Source organism: Nonomuraea sp. NPDC049750, assembly GCF_040659625.1.
GTDB lineage: Bacteria > Actinomycetota > Actinomycetes > Streptosporangiales > Streptosporangiaceae > Nonomuraea.
In genome coordinates this window covers 280,787-294,823 of the sequence record NZ_JBFANB010000007.1, presented here as the reverse complement: position 1 = coordinate 294,823, position 14,037 = coordinate 280,787, and the positions used below count along the sequence as shown (strand labels likewise).

Annotated in this window: 6 protein-coding genes and 1 pseudogene; 2 read left to right on the top strand and 5 right to left on the bottom strand. The window is 65.6% G+C overall.

Annotation, left to right across the window (positions count from 1 at the left end):
* Positions 1 to 18: 18 nt before the first annotated feature.
* Positions 19 to 792 carry a hypothetical protein gene (locus AB0J16_RS21730; RefSeq protein ID WP_358542077.1) on the bottom strand — a complete coding sequence of 258 codons (774 nt, stop codon included), beginning with the start codon at positions 790 to 792 and terminating at the stop codon, positions 19 to 21.
* A 337-nt stretch (positions 793 to 1,129) separates the two neighbouring features.
* Between AB0J16_RS21730 and AB0J16_RS21725 the strand changes: the two genes are divergently transcribed.
* Positions 1,130 to 2,311 carry a CHAT domain-containing protein gene (locus tag AB0J16_RS21725; RefSeq protein WP_358542074.1) on the top strand — a complete coding sequence of 394 codons (1,182 nt, stop codon included), beginning with the start codon at positions 1,130 to 1,132 and terminating at the stop codon, positions 2,309 to 2,311.
* Positions 2,308 to 4,167: a tetratricopeptide repeat protein gene (locus AB0J16_RS21720; protein WP_358542072.1), complete on the top strand. Its 1,860-nt coding sequence runs from the start codon at positions 2,308 to 2,310 to the stop codon at positions 4,165 to 4,167. Before AB0J16_RS21725 ends, AB0J16_RS21720 begins: the two co-directional genes overlap by 4 nt.
* A 33-nt stretch (positions 4,168 to 4,200) precedes the next feature.
* Here the strand turns inward: AB0J16_RS21720 and fxsT are convergent.
* The 4 genes and pseudogenes from fxsT to AB0J16_RS21700 all read right to left on the bottom strand — a co-directional run.
* Positions 4,201 to 6,312: pseudogene (fxsT, locus tag AB0J16_RS21715) on the bottom strand (FxSxx-COOH system tetratricopeptide repeat protein); the annotation flags it as partial.
* A 1,243-nt stretch (positions 6,313 to 7,555) separates the two neighbouring features.
* Positions 7,556 to 10,942 carry a CHAT domain-containing protein gene (locus AB0J16_RS21710; protein ID WP_358542069.1) on the bottom strand — a complete coding sequence of 1,129 codons (3,387 nt, stop codon included), beginning with the start codon at positions 10,940 to 10,942 and terminating at the stop codon, positions 7,556 to 7,558.
* Positions 10,943 to 11,735: 793 nt separating this feature from the next.
* A complete protein-coding gene (locus AB0J16_RS21705) occupies positions 11,736 to 12,170 on the bottom strand; it encodes a hypothetical protein (protein ID WP_358542066.1) in 435 nt (144 codons plus the stop codon).
* A 250-nt stretch (positions 12,171 to 12,420) separates the two neighbouring features.
* Entirely contained in the window at positions 12,421 to 13,749 is a 1,329-nt protein-coding gene (locus tag AB0J16_RS21700; RefSeq protein ID WP_358542063.1) for an IS630 family transposase, read from the bottom strand.
* Positions 13,750 to 14,037: the final 288 nt, after the last annotated feature.

Here is a 14,037-nt window from a genome sequence, read left to right as displayed (position 1 = left end):
AGCCGCAGGTTAGGCACCTCAGGCGCGAGCGATCGGCGGGACGTCCTGACGATAGCGGCGCGTGCCGAATAGGAACGCTGATTGCGGGCCGATGAATAGCGTGCCGTAGCGCCCGTTGACGATGTCCTGTCCCGACACAAGGATCACCTGCTGATCGTCGGGATCCTGCGCGTGATCGAGCAAGCGACGCCTTAGACGGGAGGCCGCCTCGTCGACAAGCTCCAGATCGTACACCTCGAACAGGCGCACCTGCCGGTAGTCCCGGCCCGGCACGTTGCGAGGCGGCTCCGCGACTCTGCGCACGAACTGGAACCCCATGCTTTCCACCTCCGCCGCCAACTCAGGATGGCCGATTTCGGAAAGCTCCTCACGCAACTCGCGGCGCAGACACTCGGTGGCCGACTCCCGGCCGGATCCTTGGTGGAACCAGCGCAGGAAAGGCGCAAGCCGACGTGCGGGCACGAATCCGCGTAGGTCACGTTGCATAACGCCAGCGTGAGCCACGCGCAACTCCTCTCGGAAGGAGAAACGATCTAGGACGTGCTGTGCCGAGTGGTGGAACTTGAAGACGCCGCCCGGAGGCCCGTAGGAACCCGGGGTGTACGGCGTGTGAAACAGGACGTACTGGTCGCCCACCTTGATACGCAGCAGGACGCTCAACGAGACCCTGATCGTCCCCAGCGGCATAAGGATCACAGTCAGGACGGCTAGATTCTTGCGATTGCGCCACGCTAAACCGCCAATCCCGGCGAGCACGCTCGCAATGAGACTAGAGATGACGCCAACGATCATCGCGTTTCCAGATCTTCGCTTCTCAAGGGAATGGAGCGCACTCCAGCTTGGCATAGCAGGCTTGTACGGCAAAAGACGATGATGCCGGGTGTCGTCCGACTGTCGGAGTTACGGGCGCGGCCGATATGGTCGGTGGTGGAGGCCGCGACCCTGGGACGTGACGGGGTTCGACGATGGAATTCATCACGGACCGTCTGTATGAGCTGGTCAGCTTCATCTCGGAAACAGCAAACTACGTGTTGGTGTGGCCTCGACGCCTGCGCCCGGTGGCCGAACTCATCGGCTTGGCCTGTCAATCTCTATGTTCTCCTCGAAACAACACCGCTAGCATCTCTGAGTGACAATCGGCGTTGATGAACGGATGGCGCTCGCCCGGGAGTGGGACAGTCTCCTGGAGCAGGTTCGTGAGTTGCCGGAATTCACCGATTTCCTCGAATCGCCGTCGATCGGCGACCTGGCTGAGGCGACGTCAGACGGCACCGTCGTCATCGTGAATGTCAGTCAGTGGCGGTGCGATGCCCTGATGGTCAGTCGGGCAGGGGTACGGTCGGTGGAGTTGCCCGGGCTCAGCCGGGAGTCGGCGATGGCGCGCATGCGGGCGTACCTGCAGGCGGTTGGGGACGCGCACCTCGCCTCTCGGTCTCCCGAGGCGATGGTGGCACGAGAGCGGATGGAAGGCGTGCTGACCGATACTCTCGCGTGGCTCTGGGAGACGGTAGCGCGTCCAGTACTCGACGCACAGAGGCTCAGTGGGCCATCGGAAGGCCGGTGGCCAAGGCTCTGGTGGTGTCCCACCGGCCCGCTGACCCTGCTGCCGCTGCACGCGGCAGGCGGCCCGGGTGGCTGGGTCATGGACCGTGCGGTCTCCTCCTATACGCCAACCCTGCGGATTCTCGCCGAAACGCCGCCTGCGGTTTCGCCAGAGGATGACGACCGCCTGCTCATCGTCTCTCTCCCCGAGACTCCGGGGCAGCCTCCACTTCCGGGTGTCGTGAAGGAGACCGACGCGCTCCGGAAGCTGTTCGCTGGGCGCCACACCCTGCTGCACGGGGATGACGCGACCAAAGCCAACGTGCGCGCCGAGTTGGCCCGTCACCGATGGGCGCATCTGAGCTGCCACGCCACTCAGGACTTGACCACGCCCTCACGAGGCGGGCTGATCGTTTACGACGGACGACTGACCGTGACCGACCTCGCAGAAGAGGATCGCAAGGGCGATTTCGCCTTCCTCTCGGCCTGCAAGACCGCGACCGGCGGCACCACGCTGCCCGACGAGGCGATCACTTTGGCCGCTGTTCTCCGCTATACCGGCTATCGGCATGTGATCGCGACGCTGTGGGCGGTGGATGACTCTGTGACCGCACCCCTCGTGCACGCCCTCTACTTGGCACTCACCCGCAGTGGGTACTTCGACCCAGAGAACGCGGCCGTCGCCCTGCACCAAGTGATCCGGGCGTTCCGCGCCGGCCTGCCCACACGGCCGAGTCTGTGGGTGCCGTTCGTTCATGTGGGGCCATGATGATGAATCTCGACGCCGCCGGCTGGAACGATCACGCGATGGACCTACACGGGCGTTACCTCGTCGAGCATCGTCGAGAAGACATCGACCAGGCCGTGACGGCGCTGCGTACGGCGGTGTGGCTCGCTCGCGACGAGCCCCGGCTGCGTACACTCGCTCTGACCAACCTGGGCGTGGTCCTTCAGGACCGCTACGAAGGACATGGTGATCCGATCGACCTCGATGAGGCCGTCGAGGCGGCCGCGCTCGCCACGCACGAAACCGATGGCCACGATCCCGAACTCGCGGTCCGGCTTTCGAATCTGGGGATTGCGTTGCGAGCCCGGTATGAGGCGGGTGGGGGGGATGACGACCTGGACAACTCAATCAGTGTGCAGCGGACCGCGGTCACTCTGCCTGCTCCGGCGAACAGGTTCGGGAAGATCCTCGTAAACCTGTCGAGCGCGCTGCGCACCCGGTATGAGCGGACCGGAGGCGTTGGCGACCTCGACGAGGCTATTCAAGTCGCGGGACTCGGCTTGCGCGTTCTTGGTGAGCGCGCCTCCAACTCTGGGCGGGCGCACGCCAACCTGGGTGCCATGCTGCGGATGAGGTTCGCACGGACCGGCGAGGCCGCCGACCTTGACGCGGCGATCGGCCACCAGCGCGCGGCGATCGACGTAACCACGCCGGGCAGCCCTCTCCAGGCCCGTTTCCAGTCGAACCTCTGCGCGGCCCTCATGACCCGGTTCGAGACAACGGGTGACCGCGATGTCTTGGACGAGGCCGTCGCAGTGGGGCGGCGTGCAGTGGCGACGCGGGAGCAGGGGCCGCAGGACGAGGCTCGGTGCCTGTCCAACCTGGCTAGCGCCCTGCACGCCAGGTTCGAGTACAACGGGGAGTCCGCGGATCTCGACGAGGCGATTCGTGCGGTTGTCAGGGCCGTGGACCTGGTTCCGCCAGACAACTCCGATCATGGCCGCTATCTCATCAATCTCTCTGGCGCCCTGACGACCCGCTTCATCCGGAGCGAGGAGCCAGCTGATGTCGACGCCGCCATCGAGGCGGCGAGACGAGCGGTGGCAGCGACGGACCAGGAGCAACCTGCACTGGCCGGGCGGCTGACGAACCTCGCGATCGCCTTCGATCATCGCTACAGGCTGACAGGATCGGCCACCGACCTCGCGGAGAGCATCGCCGCGTATCGGCGGGCAGTCGCCGAGAGCGGTGACGATGACCCATTGCTGCCGGCCCGGCTGTCGAATCTCGCGCTCGGCCTGGTGCACATCGCGGAAAGCCGCTCTGAAGCTAGGAAGCTTGCCGCCCGAGCGGTTGATCTCGTCGCGCTCGGGGATCCCGACCGCGCGGGCCTACTGGTCAATCTGGCCACACTATTGACGACTAACCCGGGACCAGGAGACATCACGGCGGCCGATGCGGCACTCGCCGAGGCCACGATGGCGAAGACCGCACGTGTGTCAACTCGGATCATCGCCGGGGCCGCCCGGGGGCGTATCAACGCCGTCGAAGGGCGCTGGCCAGACGCCGCTAGCGGATACGCCGCAGCCGTGCTGCTGCTGCCGCTGCTTGCATGGCACGGTACCGCCCGTGCTGATCGCGAATATGCTCTGGCCGGCTGGTCCGACCTTGCCTGCGACGCCGCCGCCACGATCGTCGCCTCCGGCGACCCTGCGCGCGCCGTTGAAATCCTAGAGAGCGGCCGGGCCGTCCTCTGGACGTCCCAGCTCGCCCTTCGCGGCGATCTGTCCCGCCTTGCCGACGTCGATTTGGAGCTCGCCGAGCGGCTCACGAGCATTCGGAAGCGGCTCGACGCCCATTTCGCGGCGAGGTCGCAAGGGTCCGATCAACCGCTCTAACCCCGCGTGTGCGCGGCGGGCCAGTTCCTCAGCACGCTCGCCCTGCCCGGCGGCCCGTAGATCACGTGCGAGGCTGTCGTACGACCGTAGAGTGTCCAGGTGCTGCTCCCCGAGGATCTCCCTGCGCAGCCGGAGGGTTTCCTCGTTCAGCTCGAGTGCGAGTGAGGCCTCGCCGATCGCCCGCAAGTCGAGCCCGAGCCCGTAGGCGGCACGCAAGGTGTCCGGATGATCGCGGCCGAAGAGCCGGAGCAGCGCCGCACGCGCGGCGGCGTCAATCCGGCGGGCTTCTGGGAAGCGTCGCGCCAGGCGTAAGTCCTTGGCGTAGCTGATTGCCGACAGGAGCGTGTCCTGGTGCTCCTCGCCCAGAACAGCGCGGCGCCGTTCGAACGTATCCTCATCGAGCTTCAGGGCCTCTTCGGCCCTGCCGAGGGTACGCAGGTCGAGCGCGTGACCGTGCGCGCAGTGCAAAGTATCGGGGTGGTCTGGGCCGAGCACATCCCGGAGCAGCCGGAACGCGTCCCGGCTAAGGGGGGCTGCTTCAGTGAACTCTCCGGATCGGCGATGCTCGACGGACAGGTTGAAGCGGGAGATCTGTGTGTCTGGATGATTCTCGCCGAGCGCGTGTCGGCGCCGCTCGACAGTCTTCAGATGCAAATCGCGGGCGCGCGACGCGAGCTTGGGTCCGAGGAGTGGATCGGTGGCGGCCTCGAGAGTCAGGTCGATGGCGAGGTCGTGCCCTGCCGCGATGGTGCCAGGATCGTCGTCGCCCTTGGTCAGGCGAAGTCGCTCGTACACCCGTTCGTCGAGCTGGCGGGCCAGTCTGTGCTCTCCGAGATGGAAGTGAGCCTGCGCGAGTCGGCTTGTCGCAGCCAGCACCGGTTCGGCCGTGTGGCCGAGAGCGGCGCTCCAGCGGTCTCGGGTGTCGGTGGCGACGTCACGGGCCGTGAGCGCATTGCCGGTGACGGTCAGCCACTGGACTGTGTCGAGCAGGAGCTTGCACACGGCCGGTTCGTCGCCATCACCCATCGGAAGTGCCAGTATGTGGGGAAACAATCGGTGATAGAGCGGCCACGTGGCCGGTTCACGGGGATTGCCGGGGTTCGCCGCGGCGAGCGCGCTCCGCACCTCATGGTCGGGCGGGCATGGCTTGTGCGATCGCAGGAACGCGTGGAAGAGGCGGTGCATCTGGAGGCAGCCGTCTTCCACGTGGATCAGGCCGGTTGTCGCCGCCGCCCGGACGACCTGATCCAGGCGCAAGCGATCGCGGGACCGTTCGGCGAGCGCGTCAGGTAGATGGGAGGCGCCCTTGATGAACACCGTGATAGGGACAGGTGCGGTGCCGAGCGCCGCGCACACCTCCAACAACTGGACGGCCGCCGGGTCTGTGGCGTGGAGAAAGTCGAGGGCCAGCGTCCAGGTCGCGGTCAGCGACAGCGGGTAGGACACCACCCGACCGTGGTGGAGCAGTTCTCCCGCGCGCACGCCGAGAAGTTCGACGTACTCGTGGGGCGTGATGGACGACCCCTGCAGCGACTCGGCGGCCTGATCCACAGCTAGTGGCAGGTCGTCGAGCGCCTCGGCCAGCTGATCGGCGTCGCTGGGGCCGATCTCCGGGATTCTCCTGGTCAGCAGGCTGATGGACTCCGCGCGGGTGAAGTCTCCCAGAGGGACCGAGGGAACTAGCTGTGACCAGTACGGGCTGCGTGAAGTGAGCAGCACGCACCATGAGTTATCGCGTGGGAGGACTTGCTCGGCCTTCTCAAGGTCGGTCACGTCGTCGACAACGAGAAGCCAGCGCCCATCGCGGGCCAGAGTTCTCATGAGCGAGGCGGGGCTCACCGCTGGTCCAGCGGGAATCGGATGCCCCAAGTGGAGACAGACCTCCACGAGCTGTTGCACCAGCACCCCTGTCTCGGCGCCCTGGACCCAGGCCACGTGATCGTAGTCGCCGAGATACCGGCTGACGTACTCGGTGGCGAGCGTTGTCTTCCCAGTCCCGGGGCTGCCGTGGATCACGACCCGTCTTTTCGTACGCAACAGGTGACGCACCTTGCGCAGGGGCCCCGTCCGGGGTACGAGGTAAGTAAGACGGCGTGGCACGTTCCAGTCAAGCCTGCTGCGGGTGGTGTGCTGTTCGTGCACCATGGTCGCGGCCCCATGGAAAGGCATGACAGAGGCGCCCGTGAGTGCGGTGGCGGCGTGCGCCGCGAGAGAGTAGAACCACGGCCGGTCCTCATCCCGAACCGATCGGCGCGTCAAGTAGATCAGCGCACTGGCGAGAACAGCGACGAGTCGCTGTTCTCGCCATTCCGCGGCGAAGTCACGGACGACTTCCCAAGCGGTGCATTGCTGTTCGACGGCCGCGATGAGACCGCACAGTCCTTGTGTCACTCGATCGTGCGGCCCGTTCTCCGGGTCGACGAGCAACTCCGCGAGTGCCATGCGCTGATCGTCCCCCAACGTGAACAGGAGCCGGGAAACGATTGACAGCAGCAGATGGACCGGGTCGTACGAGAGTGGTCCCGAAGACTCAAAGCGGGACAGGTCGATGAACCGGCAGCTGGTGGGGTCGAACTCTGGATAGGTGACGATGATGTTGCCTGGGTGTAGATCGCCATGGCGTTTGCCAGTGAGTAGCGAGATACGTCGTTCTCCGAGGATGGCCGGGTCGCGGACAAGCGAGATCGGGTCGAGCAGGCTCTTGCCGCTTGACACCTGAAGCGACGAGGTCCGGGGGCCAGGGTGCCGCTCCGCCCATTTCGTGAGCTTGCCATCGGCTTCGAGGCGACGGCCGAGCATCGACTGGAGGAGACCGAAGACGCCGGCGTCGGCCTCGTTCACCTGTGCGCGTGGGTTCCACTCTGCGAGCAGGAGGCCGACCGCCGCGCCGCACACCGGCGTCGCCTTGGCGAAAGGGGCGCCGGGATGTTCGTCGAAGGCGGCCGTCAGCGGCCGGAAACGTTCGAGATCACCACCCGCGATCTCCTGGAAGAGGATCCACCCGTTTCGGGGCGTGCCGATTGCTGGATATGTGTCGGGTGTGGTGACGAGGTGTTTCTCGACGAACTCGGGGGACGAGGACTGCCTCGCCATTCGCTCCCGGCCCGGTTGCTGCAGCAACTCGCGGTCGGGCGGACAGAACTTCAGGATGAGCTTACGGGGGCCGTCACCTTCCTGGCGCGCGTAGACCGCGAGTACAGCGGCGCCCGAGTTCCCTGAGGCGCCCCAACCCGCGTAGCGTAGTCTGGTGCCGCTCTGTACCAGCCAGCGGAGCAGATACGGTTGTGCGTCTGCGGGAAGCCGCTCAAGGATGCCTGGATCGCAGAAGCGCCGCGAATCGGGTTCGCCCACGGTATCCCTCCTTCTGAGGTACCCTTCCTAAGGGTCATTATGCGTCGGACAGACGCTCGCGACCGCTCTCCAACGACGAGCCGCACGGTCCGAGGTGAACATAGGGCAGCCACGCGGTCGGCGTGCCTGGAGCCGATTCCCGGAGTGAGCGGACCGCCCGGTTGAGCGCCCACGCGGCGCGATCAGGCTCCAGCCGTCCGGGAGCGGCGACCATCGTGTAGACCTGCTCGGCCACGACGATGGCCGAGCGCTCGCCTATCGCCCAAAGGGTCGCGATGACATGTCGATATCCCGCGACCTGGAGGGCTGCGGCGAGGTGGATCGCTTCGTTGGGCAGCAGAGTGCCGGCGGACGCGGTGCGGCATGCCGATACGAAGATCATCTCGGCATCGTCGAGTCGCAGGCGGGCGATGTCGAAGATCGTCAGTGCGCCGTCGTGCAGAACGATCGCGCCCTCGGACGGCCTGCTCAGGTCCTGCACGCCATGGCAGGCGAAATGCGCGTAGGCGGACCGGCCGAGGTCAGCGAGGACGCTCTCACGTGACGCCGCCGAACCGACCAAGCGGCTGTACTCACATGACAGGTGTCGGGTGACGACTTCGGCTTCGGCCGTGGCATCCGGCAGTTCCGGCATGTCCGGCGCGTCGGGAACCGCCACGACCAGCGCCCGCCGATCCACCGTGGAGACGGCCCGGCGGGCGCGACTCAGGGCGCGGAGTGAGGGGACGTACGAGGACACGACCCGGTCGAGAACGGTCCGATCGCGACCCGAACCGGGCCGCTGGTATCCAGCCGCGTGGACGGGTAGGACGGCGAGCCGTCCTACAAGACACCAGTGCAGGTGCGGCCAGACGTCGTCGCTCACCGTCTCATACCCGAGCGAGCTTAGGATCGGCTCCGTCACGGTATCCCACAGCCACTCCATGACGGTGAACACGACGTGCTGCAGCGGGCCAGTACCCACGCGGGGCGGTAGAGCCCCCCTCCGGAGCCGGTCGAGGACCGTGAGCAGGCTCGTGGCCCGGGTCGCGACTTCGTCTGCCAACAGATCTGGCAGGTCCACGACCGTGACGTCCGCAGAGACCACCAGAGCATGGCACCCGTAGCCGCTGACGTTAACGATCACGACGGGCGCAGTGCCCGGTGGCGGCATCAGCTCCGCAAGCGGAACCCGCACGAGGAAGTGCCGGAATCCCTCATGCCCGCGTATCTCCGTCAGGGTCGCGTCCCAGTCCAATGCTGCCCGCATGCGGTCGTCTCGGGCTGCCGCACCGGTCACGGTCACGCCATCCAACCTCAACGGACCGATCCCGTCCGCAGGACCGCCGTAGTCCAGACGTTCACGAAGGAGATCCAGCTGGTCGGCGAGCCTGGGGTGGGCTTCGCGTAGCCGGGACAGGTCGCCGCGTTGCGCGACAACCTGCTCCCACAGAACACCTCTGCCGCCCTCCAGCAGCTCGACGGCCCACTCCGGCCTGCCCAGGTGGAGAGCGCAGGCGGCCGCGTCAGCGGCGACAGTCCCTGCGTCGACCAGATGTTGTTCCCTGCTGACCTGGTCGAGGCCACGCCAGGCCGCGAGCGGCAGCAGGTCCGTGGCCACGGCGTAGCCTTCGGCGGCCCGTGCCCAGTCCTCGCGGGCCGCTGTAGCCGAACCCCAAGCTCGCGCCGCCTGCAGGCGGGCCGATGCGGGCGCCGTGAGCTGAGTAGATATCGCTTGCCATAAGGCCACGGCTTCCTCATAGCTGGTGTCGTCGCCGCGCGTGTTCGCGTTCAGATGCAGCGCCGCGGCCAAGCCCAGCTGTGCAGTCACCGCATGGATCTCGCTGTCCAGCCCGGCCACCGCGGATCGGTACAGTGCTATCGCCTCATCGAGGTCGGCGGCCGATCCTGTGGTCTTGAACCCAACTACCAGCGCTCGTGCAAGGTTCGACGAAACGGCGGCGCCCTGGGCAGAGCTCGCAGCGCTGGAGAGGGCTTTGCGTCCCACCGTCAGCGTCTCACGCAGAGCCGTCGTATCGCCTTCACGCTCGACCTTGCTGGTCAGCATGACCAGGAGGTTCGACAACCTTGTGGAGCGGTCAGAGTCACCCGCCGGAGTGTGGTCCACCGCGTCGCGCATCACCTCGATCGCAAGTTCCAGCGCCACGGGATTGGCCTCGTGCTCGAACCTGGCGCTCAGCGAGATGGCGAGATTGGTCAGGCGGGCGGCGAGTCCCGGGTGTCCCGGCGGCAGCGCCTCGACCGCCTCCTCGTCACAGGCGATCGCCTCGCGCAGGTCAGGGATGCTGCCCGTGTACGCGTGCCGGGTGCGTAGGGCGTTGCCGAGATTGGTGAGGTAGGAAACGCGACCGGGAGCATTCTGGGGGCAGGCTCCGATCGCGGCACGACCCGCCGCCACGGCGTCATCCAGATCTCCCCGGCTCCCCCGGACGATGAACCTGGTCCACAACGCGTCGGCGAGATTCGAGCAGTGGCTGGGGAAGTCGCGGCTATTAGCCGCGCAGCCGTCAACGGCAGCGCGTAGCAGCTCGATGGACTCGTCCAGGTCATCGCTCCGCCGAAAGCGGGCGAAGCGCGCCGACAGACACATCCCTACAGCCGCCAGCGCGGCCGCCCGCTGATCGGGCGATGCGGGACACTTCATAGCCTGCCGTCCGAGCCGTACGGCCTCGTCGATGTCGGCTTGAGGCGTCTGTTCGAACTGGCTCAGCAACGCGAGCGCGAGATTGATCAGTGCCACCACCGACGAGCTCGGATGGGTCGCGATATTTCGCCGGTGTATCGCGATGGCCTCATCTAGATCGGCCGGGTCGCCCAGATGCTCGAACCTCGTGACAAGCAGCACGGCCAAACCATTGCGCAGCGAGGCGGCATGCGCGTCGTCTGGGGTGATCAGCTGGTTGGCCTCGCGCGCGAGGCGGACCGCTTCGGTAAGATCGCTGTGGTCGCCCGCATGTTGGAAGCGGGTGCGCAGCGCGTCTGCCGCGTTGATCAGGATCAGGCGACGAGCTGGATCGCCGTCGGGAACCGTGGAGATCGCACACATCAAGGTGTCGATTCCCCGATCGAGATCGAGGGGATCGCCGGTGCCGGCGAAACGGGTGCGGAGTGCGTTACCGAGGTCCCCCAGAATGGCCGCCCGATCGCCGTCGTCGGTCGAATCGTCAAACAGTTGGGTGGCGAGGGTGATGGCCTCATCGATGTCGGCGCGGTCCCCGAAATGCTCAAAACGCCTGGACAGGATGTCGACCAGGTGCAACCCGATGACGATCAGGGAGTACTGGTCGACGGCGCGAGGAAGCGCCCAGCGATACAACTCCACCGCCTTATCCGCGTCGGCCCGTGCCCCCCTCGCGGCGAACCTTTCCCTGGCTTCTTCCGCGAATCTGAGCGGATCGTGAGCCGGAATGCCGGACGGATGCATACTGACCATCATGAGTGCCGACGCCGCTTTCGAACCAGGTGATGTGAGATTCAACGAGCAGGGCGACGTGGAAGTCTACGATGGGGTCAGATGGTCATCGTACGTATGTCTCCCCTCAGACGATCTCGGGGGTCGTACGCGTGACGACTATGACCATCCGGCCAGCGGCTCCATGCCTGGATGAAGGTTCTGCCGATGTGGCCGGCTCTGCGTGAGCGACGCGGCCTCCCCGAGGCCACTCCTCAACCGATGTGGACCTGCTGCCGCGCTCAGGTGCGGCACCCGCCACCAGATACGGGTACAGCGCAATATCGCCTCATGCCGCGGGAGACGGCGCGTCCTGGAGCGAGATGGCCGAGTACAAGCTAGGGCGCGTATCTGGTTGTGATCAATCTGTCGATTTGCCCGCGTGGTGACATCCGGACCGGTAGATCTTTGTCTGTGACGCGAGGGCAACTGACGGACGAGGAATGGGAGTTCATCGGGCCGTACCTGCCGACGTTTTCCAACCTCCTGGACGCGCGCCCTGATCACAGCATGATCGCGATGCTGGTGTTCGGCCGGCTGCGGATGAAGTTGCAGGAGCAGGAGGTGTTCTCCCCTGAGGTTGACTCTTGTTCTATCTGGCCTTGGTCTTCCTGGTGCCATCGGCACGATCTGTCGCGTCTTTTGGGGAGCACTCCCGAGGGTGTGTGCCGGCTGGCCGTGTGTGGCTTGATAGAAGCCTCGGCGAGAGAGCCCGTCCTGTCACTGGTCTGTCTGCTTGGCCGCCCGGCACGCGAGACCCAGGAATTCAACCACTTTCCCCATACTCCTGGGGACAAAGTGGCCCGGTAGCGGGAGTGCAGACGGCAATCGTGTTGACCCAGCGGTCGGTGTAGGCACGACCCTTGTATATGTATTCGATCTCCACGTGGGTTCGCGAACTGCGGCCCGACGGCTGGGTTACCTGAATGCCGATCAGTAGCTGGTAACCCTTCTTCTTCTGCGCACCTCCTTCCGGCGGGATGGGCGGGAGGACGTAGCCTTCGGCGGGCTTGATGGGACCTAATTTCGCGTTCTTGAAGGGCAGGGCCTGAGGTGGGAATCCATCTACGGCCTGGAACATTGCGGGTCTGCGGTTGGGGTCGGCCACCATCACACCGACCTGGCGTAGGCCACTTCCCTTCATGCTGGACCTCACGCTGCGTATGGTCACCGGGGCGTCACCGGTGTTGTAGAGCGTCATCCACCCATCGGTGAAGGTCTGCCCCTTGTCCTTGCGAAGGATGTATCCGGTCGGAGGCGACGATCGTAGCGGGCCGCTCCCGACACGACGGCTCAACCAGTCTGACGACGCGCTGCCGCCTTGAGCCGGAGGTGTGGCAGGGGCGTCGCTGCCAGAGGAGCACCCCAGCGGCAAAAATAGTGCGATGGAAGCGGCGATGAGCCGCACCCTATGCGGGCGCGACTCATGCCGTTGGAATTCGTCTATCACGCTAGTGTCCCGCGTCTGAAATTCGTCGGCAATATCGAGCGAGGGATTCGAGGATCTCTTCGGCGGTCTTCTTCCACACGAACGGCTGAGGGTTGTCGTTCCATTGGCTGATCCAGTCGCGGATATCGGTTTCCAGGGACTGGACACTTTTGTGCACGCCGCGCCGGATGAGCTGGTCGGTCAAGAAGCCGAACCACCGCTCGACCTGGTTGATCCAGGAGGAGCCGGTCGGGGTGAAGTGCATGTGGAAGCGGGGGTGGCGGGCCAGCCACGCCTTGATCGCCGGTGTCTTGTGGGTGCCGTAGTTGTCGCAGATCAGATGGACATCCAGCTCAGCCGGCACCGTCTTGTCGATCGTGATCAGAAACTTCTTGAACTCGGTGGCTCGGTGCTGGCGGTGCAGTTCGCCGATGACGGTTCCATCTTTGATGTCGAACGCGGCGAACAAGCTGGTGATCCCGTTGCGGATGTAGTCATGGGTGCGTCGCTCGGGCATGCCCGGCATCATCGGCAGCACCGGCTGGGAGCGGTCCAGGGCCTGGATCTGGGACTTCTCATCCACACACAGCACCACCGCCCGCTCGGGCGGGTTGTGGTAGAGGCCGACAACATCGACGACCTTCTCCACGAACAGCGGATCCGTCGACAGCTTGAACGTCTCGGCCAAGTGCGGCTTGAGCCCGAAGTCACGCCAGATCCGGCCGATCGTCGATTTGCTCAGCCCGCTGCGCTTGGCCATCGAGGTCCGTGACCAGTGCGTGGCCTTCTTCGGCGTCTCCTCCAAGGTGGCCACCACCACCTGTTCGACCTGATCCAAGCTGATCGAAGGCGGCCGGCCCGGACGCTGCTCATCGACCAGTCCATCCAGCCGCATGCGCAAAAACCGATGACGCCACTTCGAGACCGTGTCCGGGTGCACCCGCAACTGCTCGGCGATCCGCTGGTTGTCCTTGCCCTCCGCGCAGGCCAGCACAATCTTCGAGCGCATCGCCAGGACTTGTGAGGACTTCGCCCGCCGCGCCCACCGCTGCAAAACCGCCCGCTCGTGATCGGTGATCGTCAACTCCGCCTTGGGCCGCCCGGTCCGGACCTCATCCATCAACGCATCCAGCCCGCCACGGGCAAAGGCGGCACGCCACTTGCGCACCGTACCCACGGCTATCCCCAGATCCCGCGCCACCTGCGCGTTACTGGCCTCCGGCACCGCACACGCCAACACGATCTTCGCCCGAATCGCCTGCCTCGGCGATTCCACCGACATGCCGATCAGCCGAGCCCGTTCGGCTTCCGTCAAGTGGATCTCCACCGCGGCCGGTCCTCGATGCGTCATACATGCCAGCATAGAAACTTATCCGGCGAATTTCAGGCGCATTACACTAGTAGGACTCCATGACGAACGACCACGGTTTGACAGCTACCGACGCCCGGGTAACGCTGCCACGAGTTCAGGCATGCGTCGGCGATGGCCGGCCGCAGCCTCGATCGGTTCCGTCAGCCGAAGAGACCTCTCGATGCAGGTGTGCGTCGGCTCCAGGGAGGCGAGCAGCGCAGCTGCGACATCTTCACTGTCGATCTGTAGTTGACCTCGGGAAATGCCTTCAAGATCATCCCCCATATG

Coding starts and splice junctions, on each gene's coding strand:
- AB0J16_RS21730 (WP_358542077.1), bottom strand. CDS start 792: ATGATCGTTGGCGTCATCTCTAGTCTCATTGCGAGCGTGCTCGCCGGG.
- AB0J16_RS21720 (WP_358542072.1), top strand. CDS start 2,308: ATGATGATGAATCTCGACGCCGCCGGCTGGAACGATCACGCGATGGAC.
- AB0J16_RS21710 (WP_358542069.1), bottom strand. CDS start 10,942: ATGCATCCGTCCGGCATTCCGGCTCACGATCCGCTCAGATTCGCGGAA.
- AB0J16_RS21705 (WP_358542066.1), bottom strand. CDS start 12,170: ATGACGCTCTACAACACCGGTGACGCCCCGGTGACCATACGCAGCGTG.
- AB0J16_RS21700 (WP_358542063.1), bottom strand. CDS start 13,749: ATGACGCATCGAGGACCGGCCGCGGTGGAGATCCACTTGACGGAAGCC.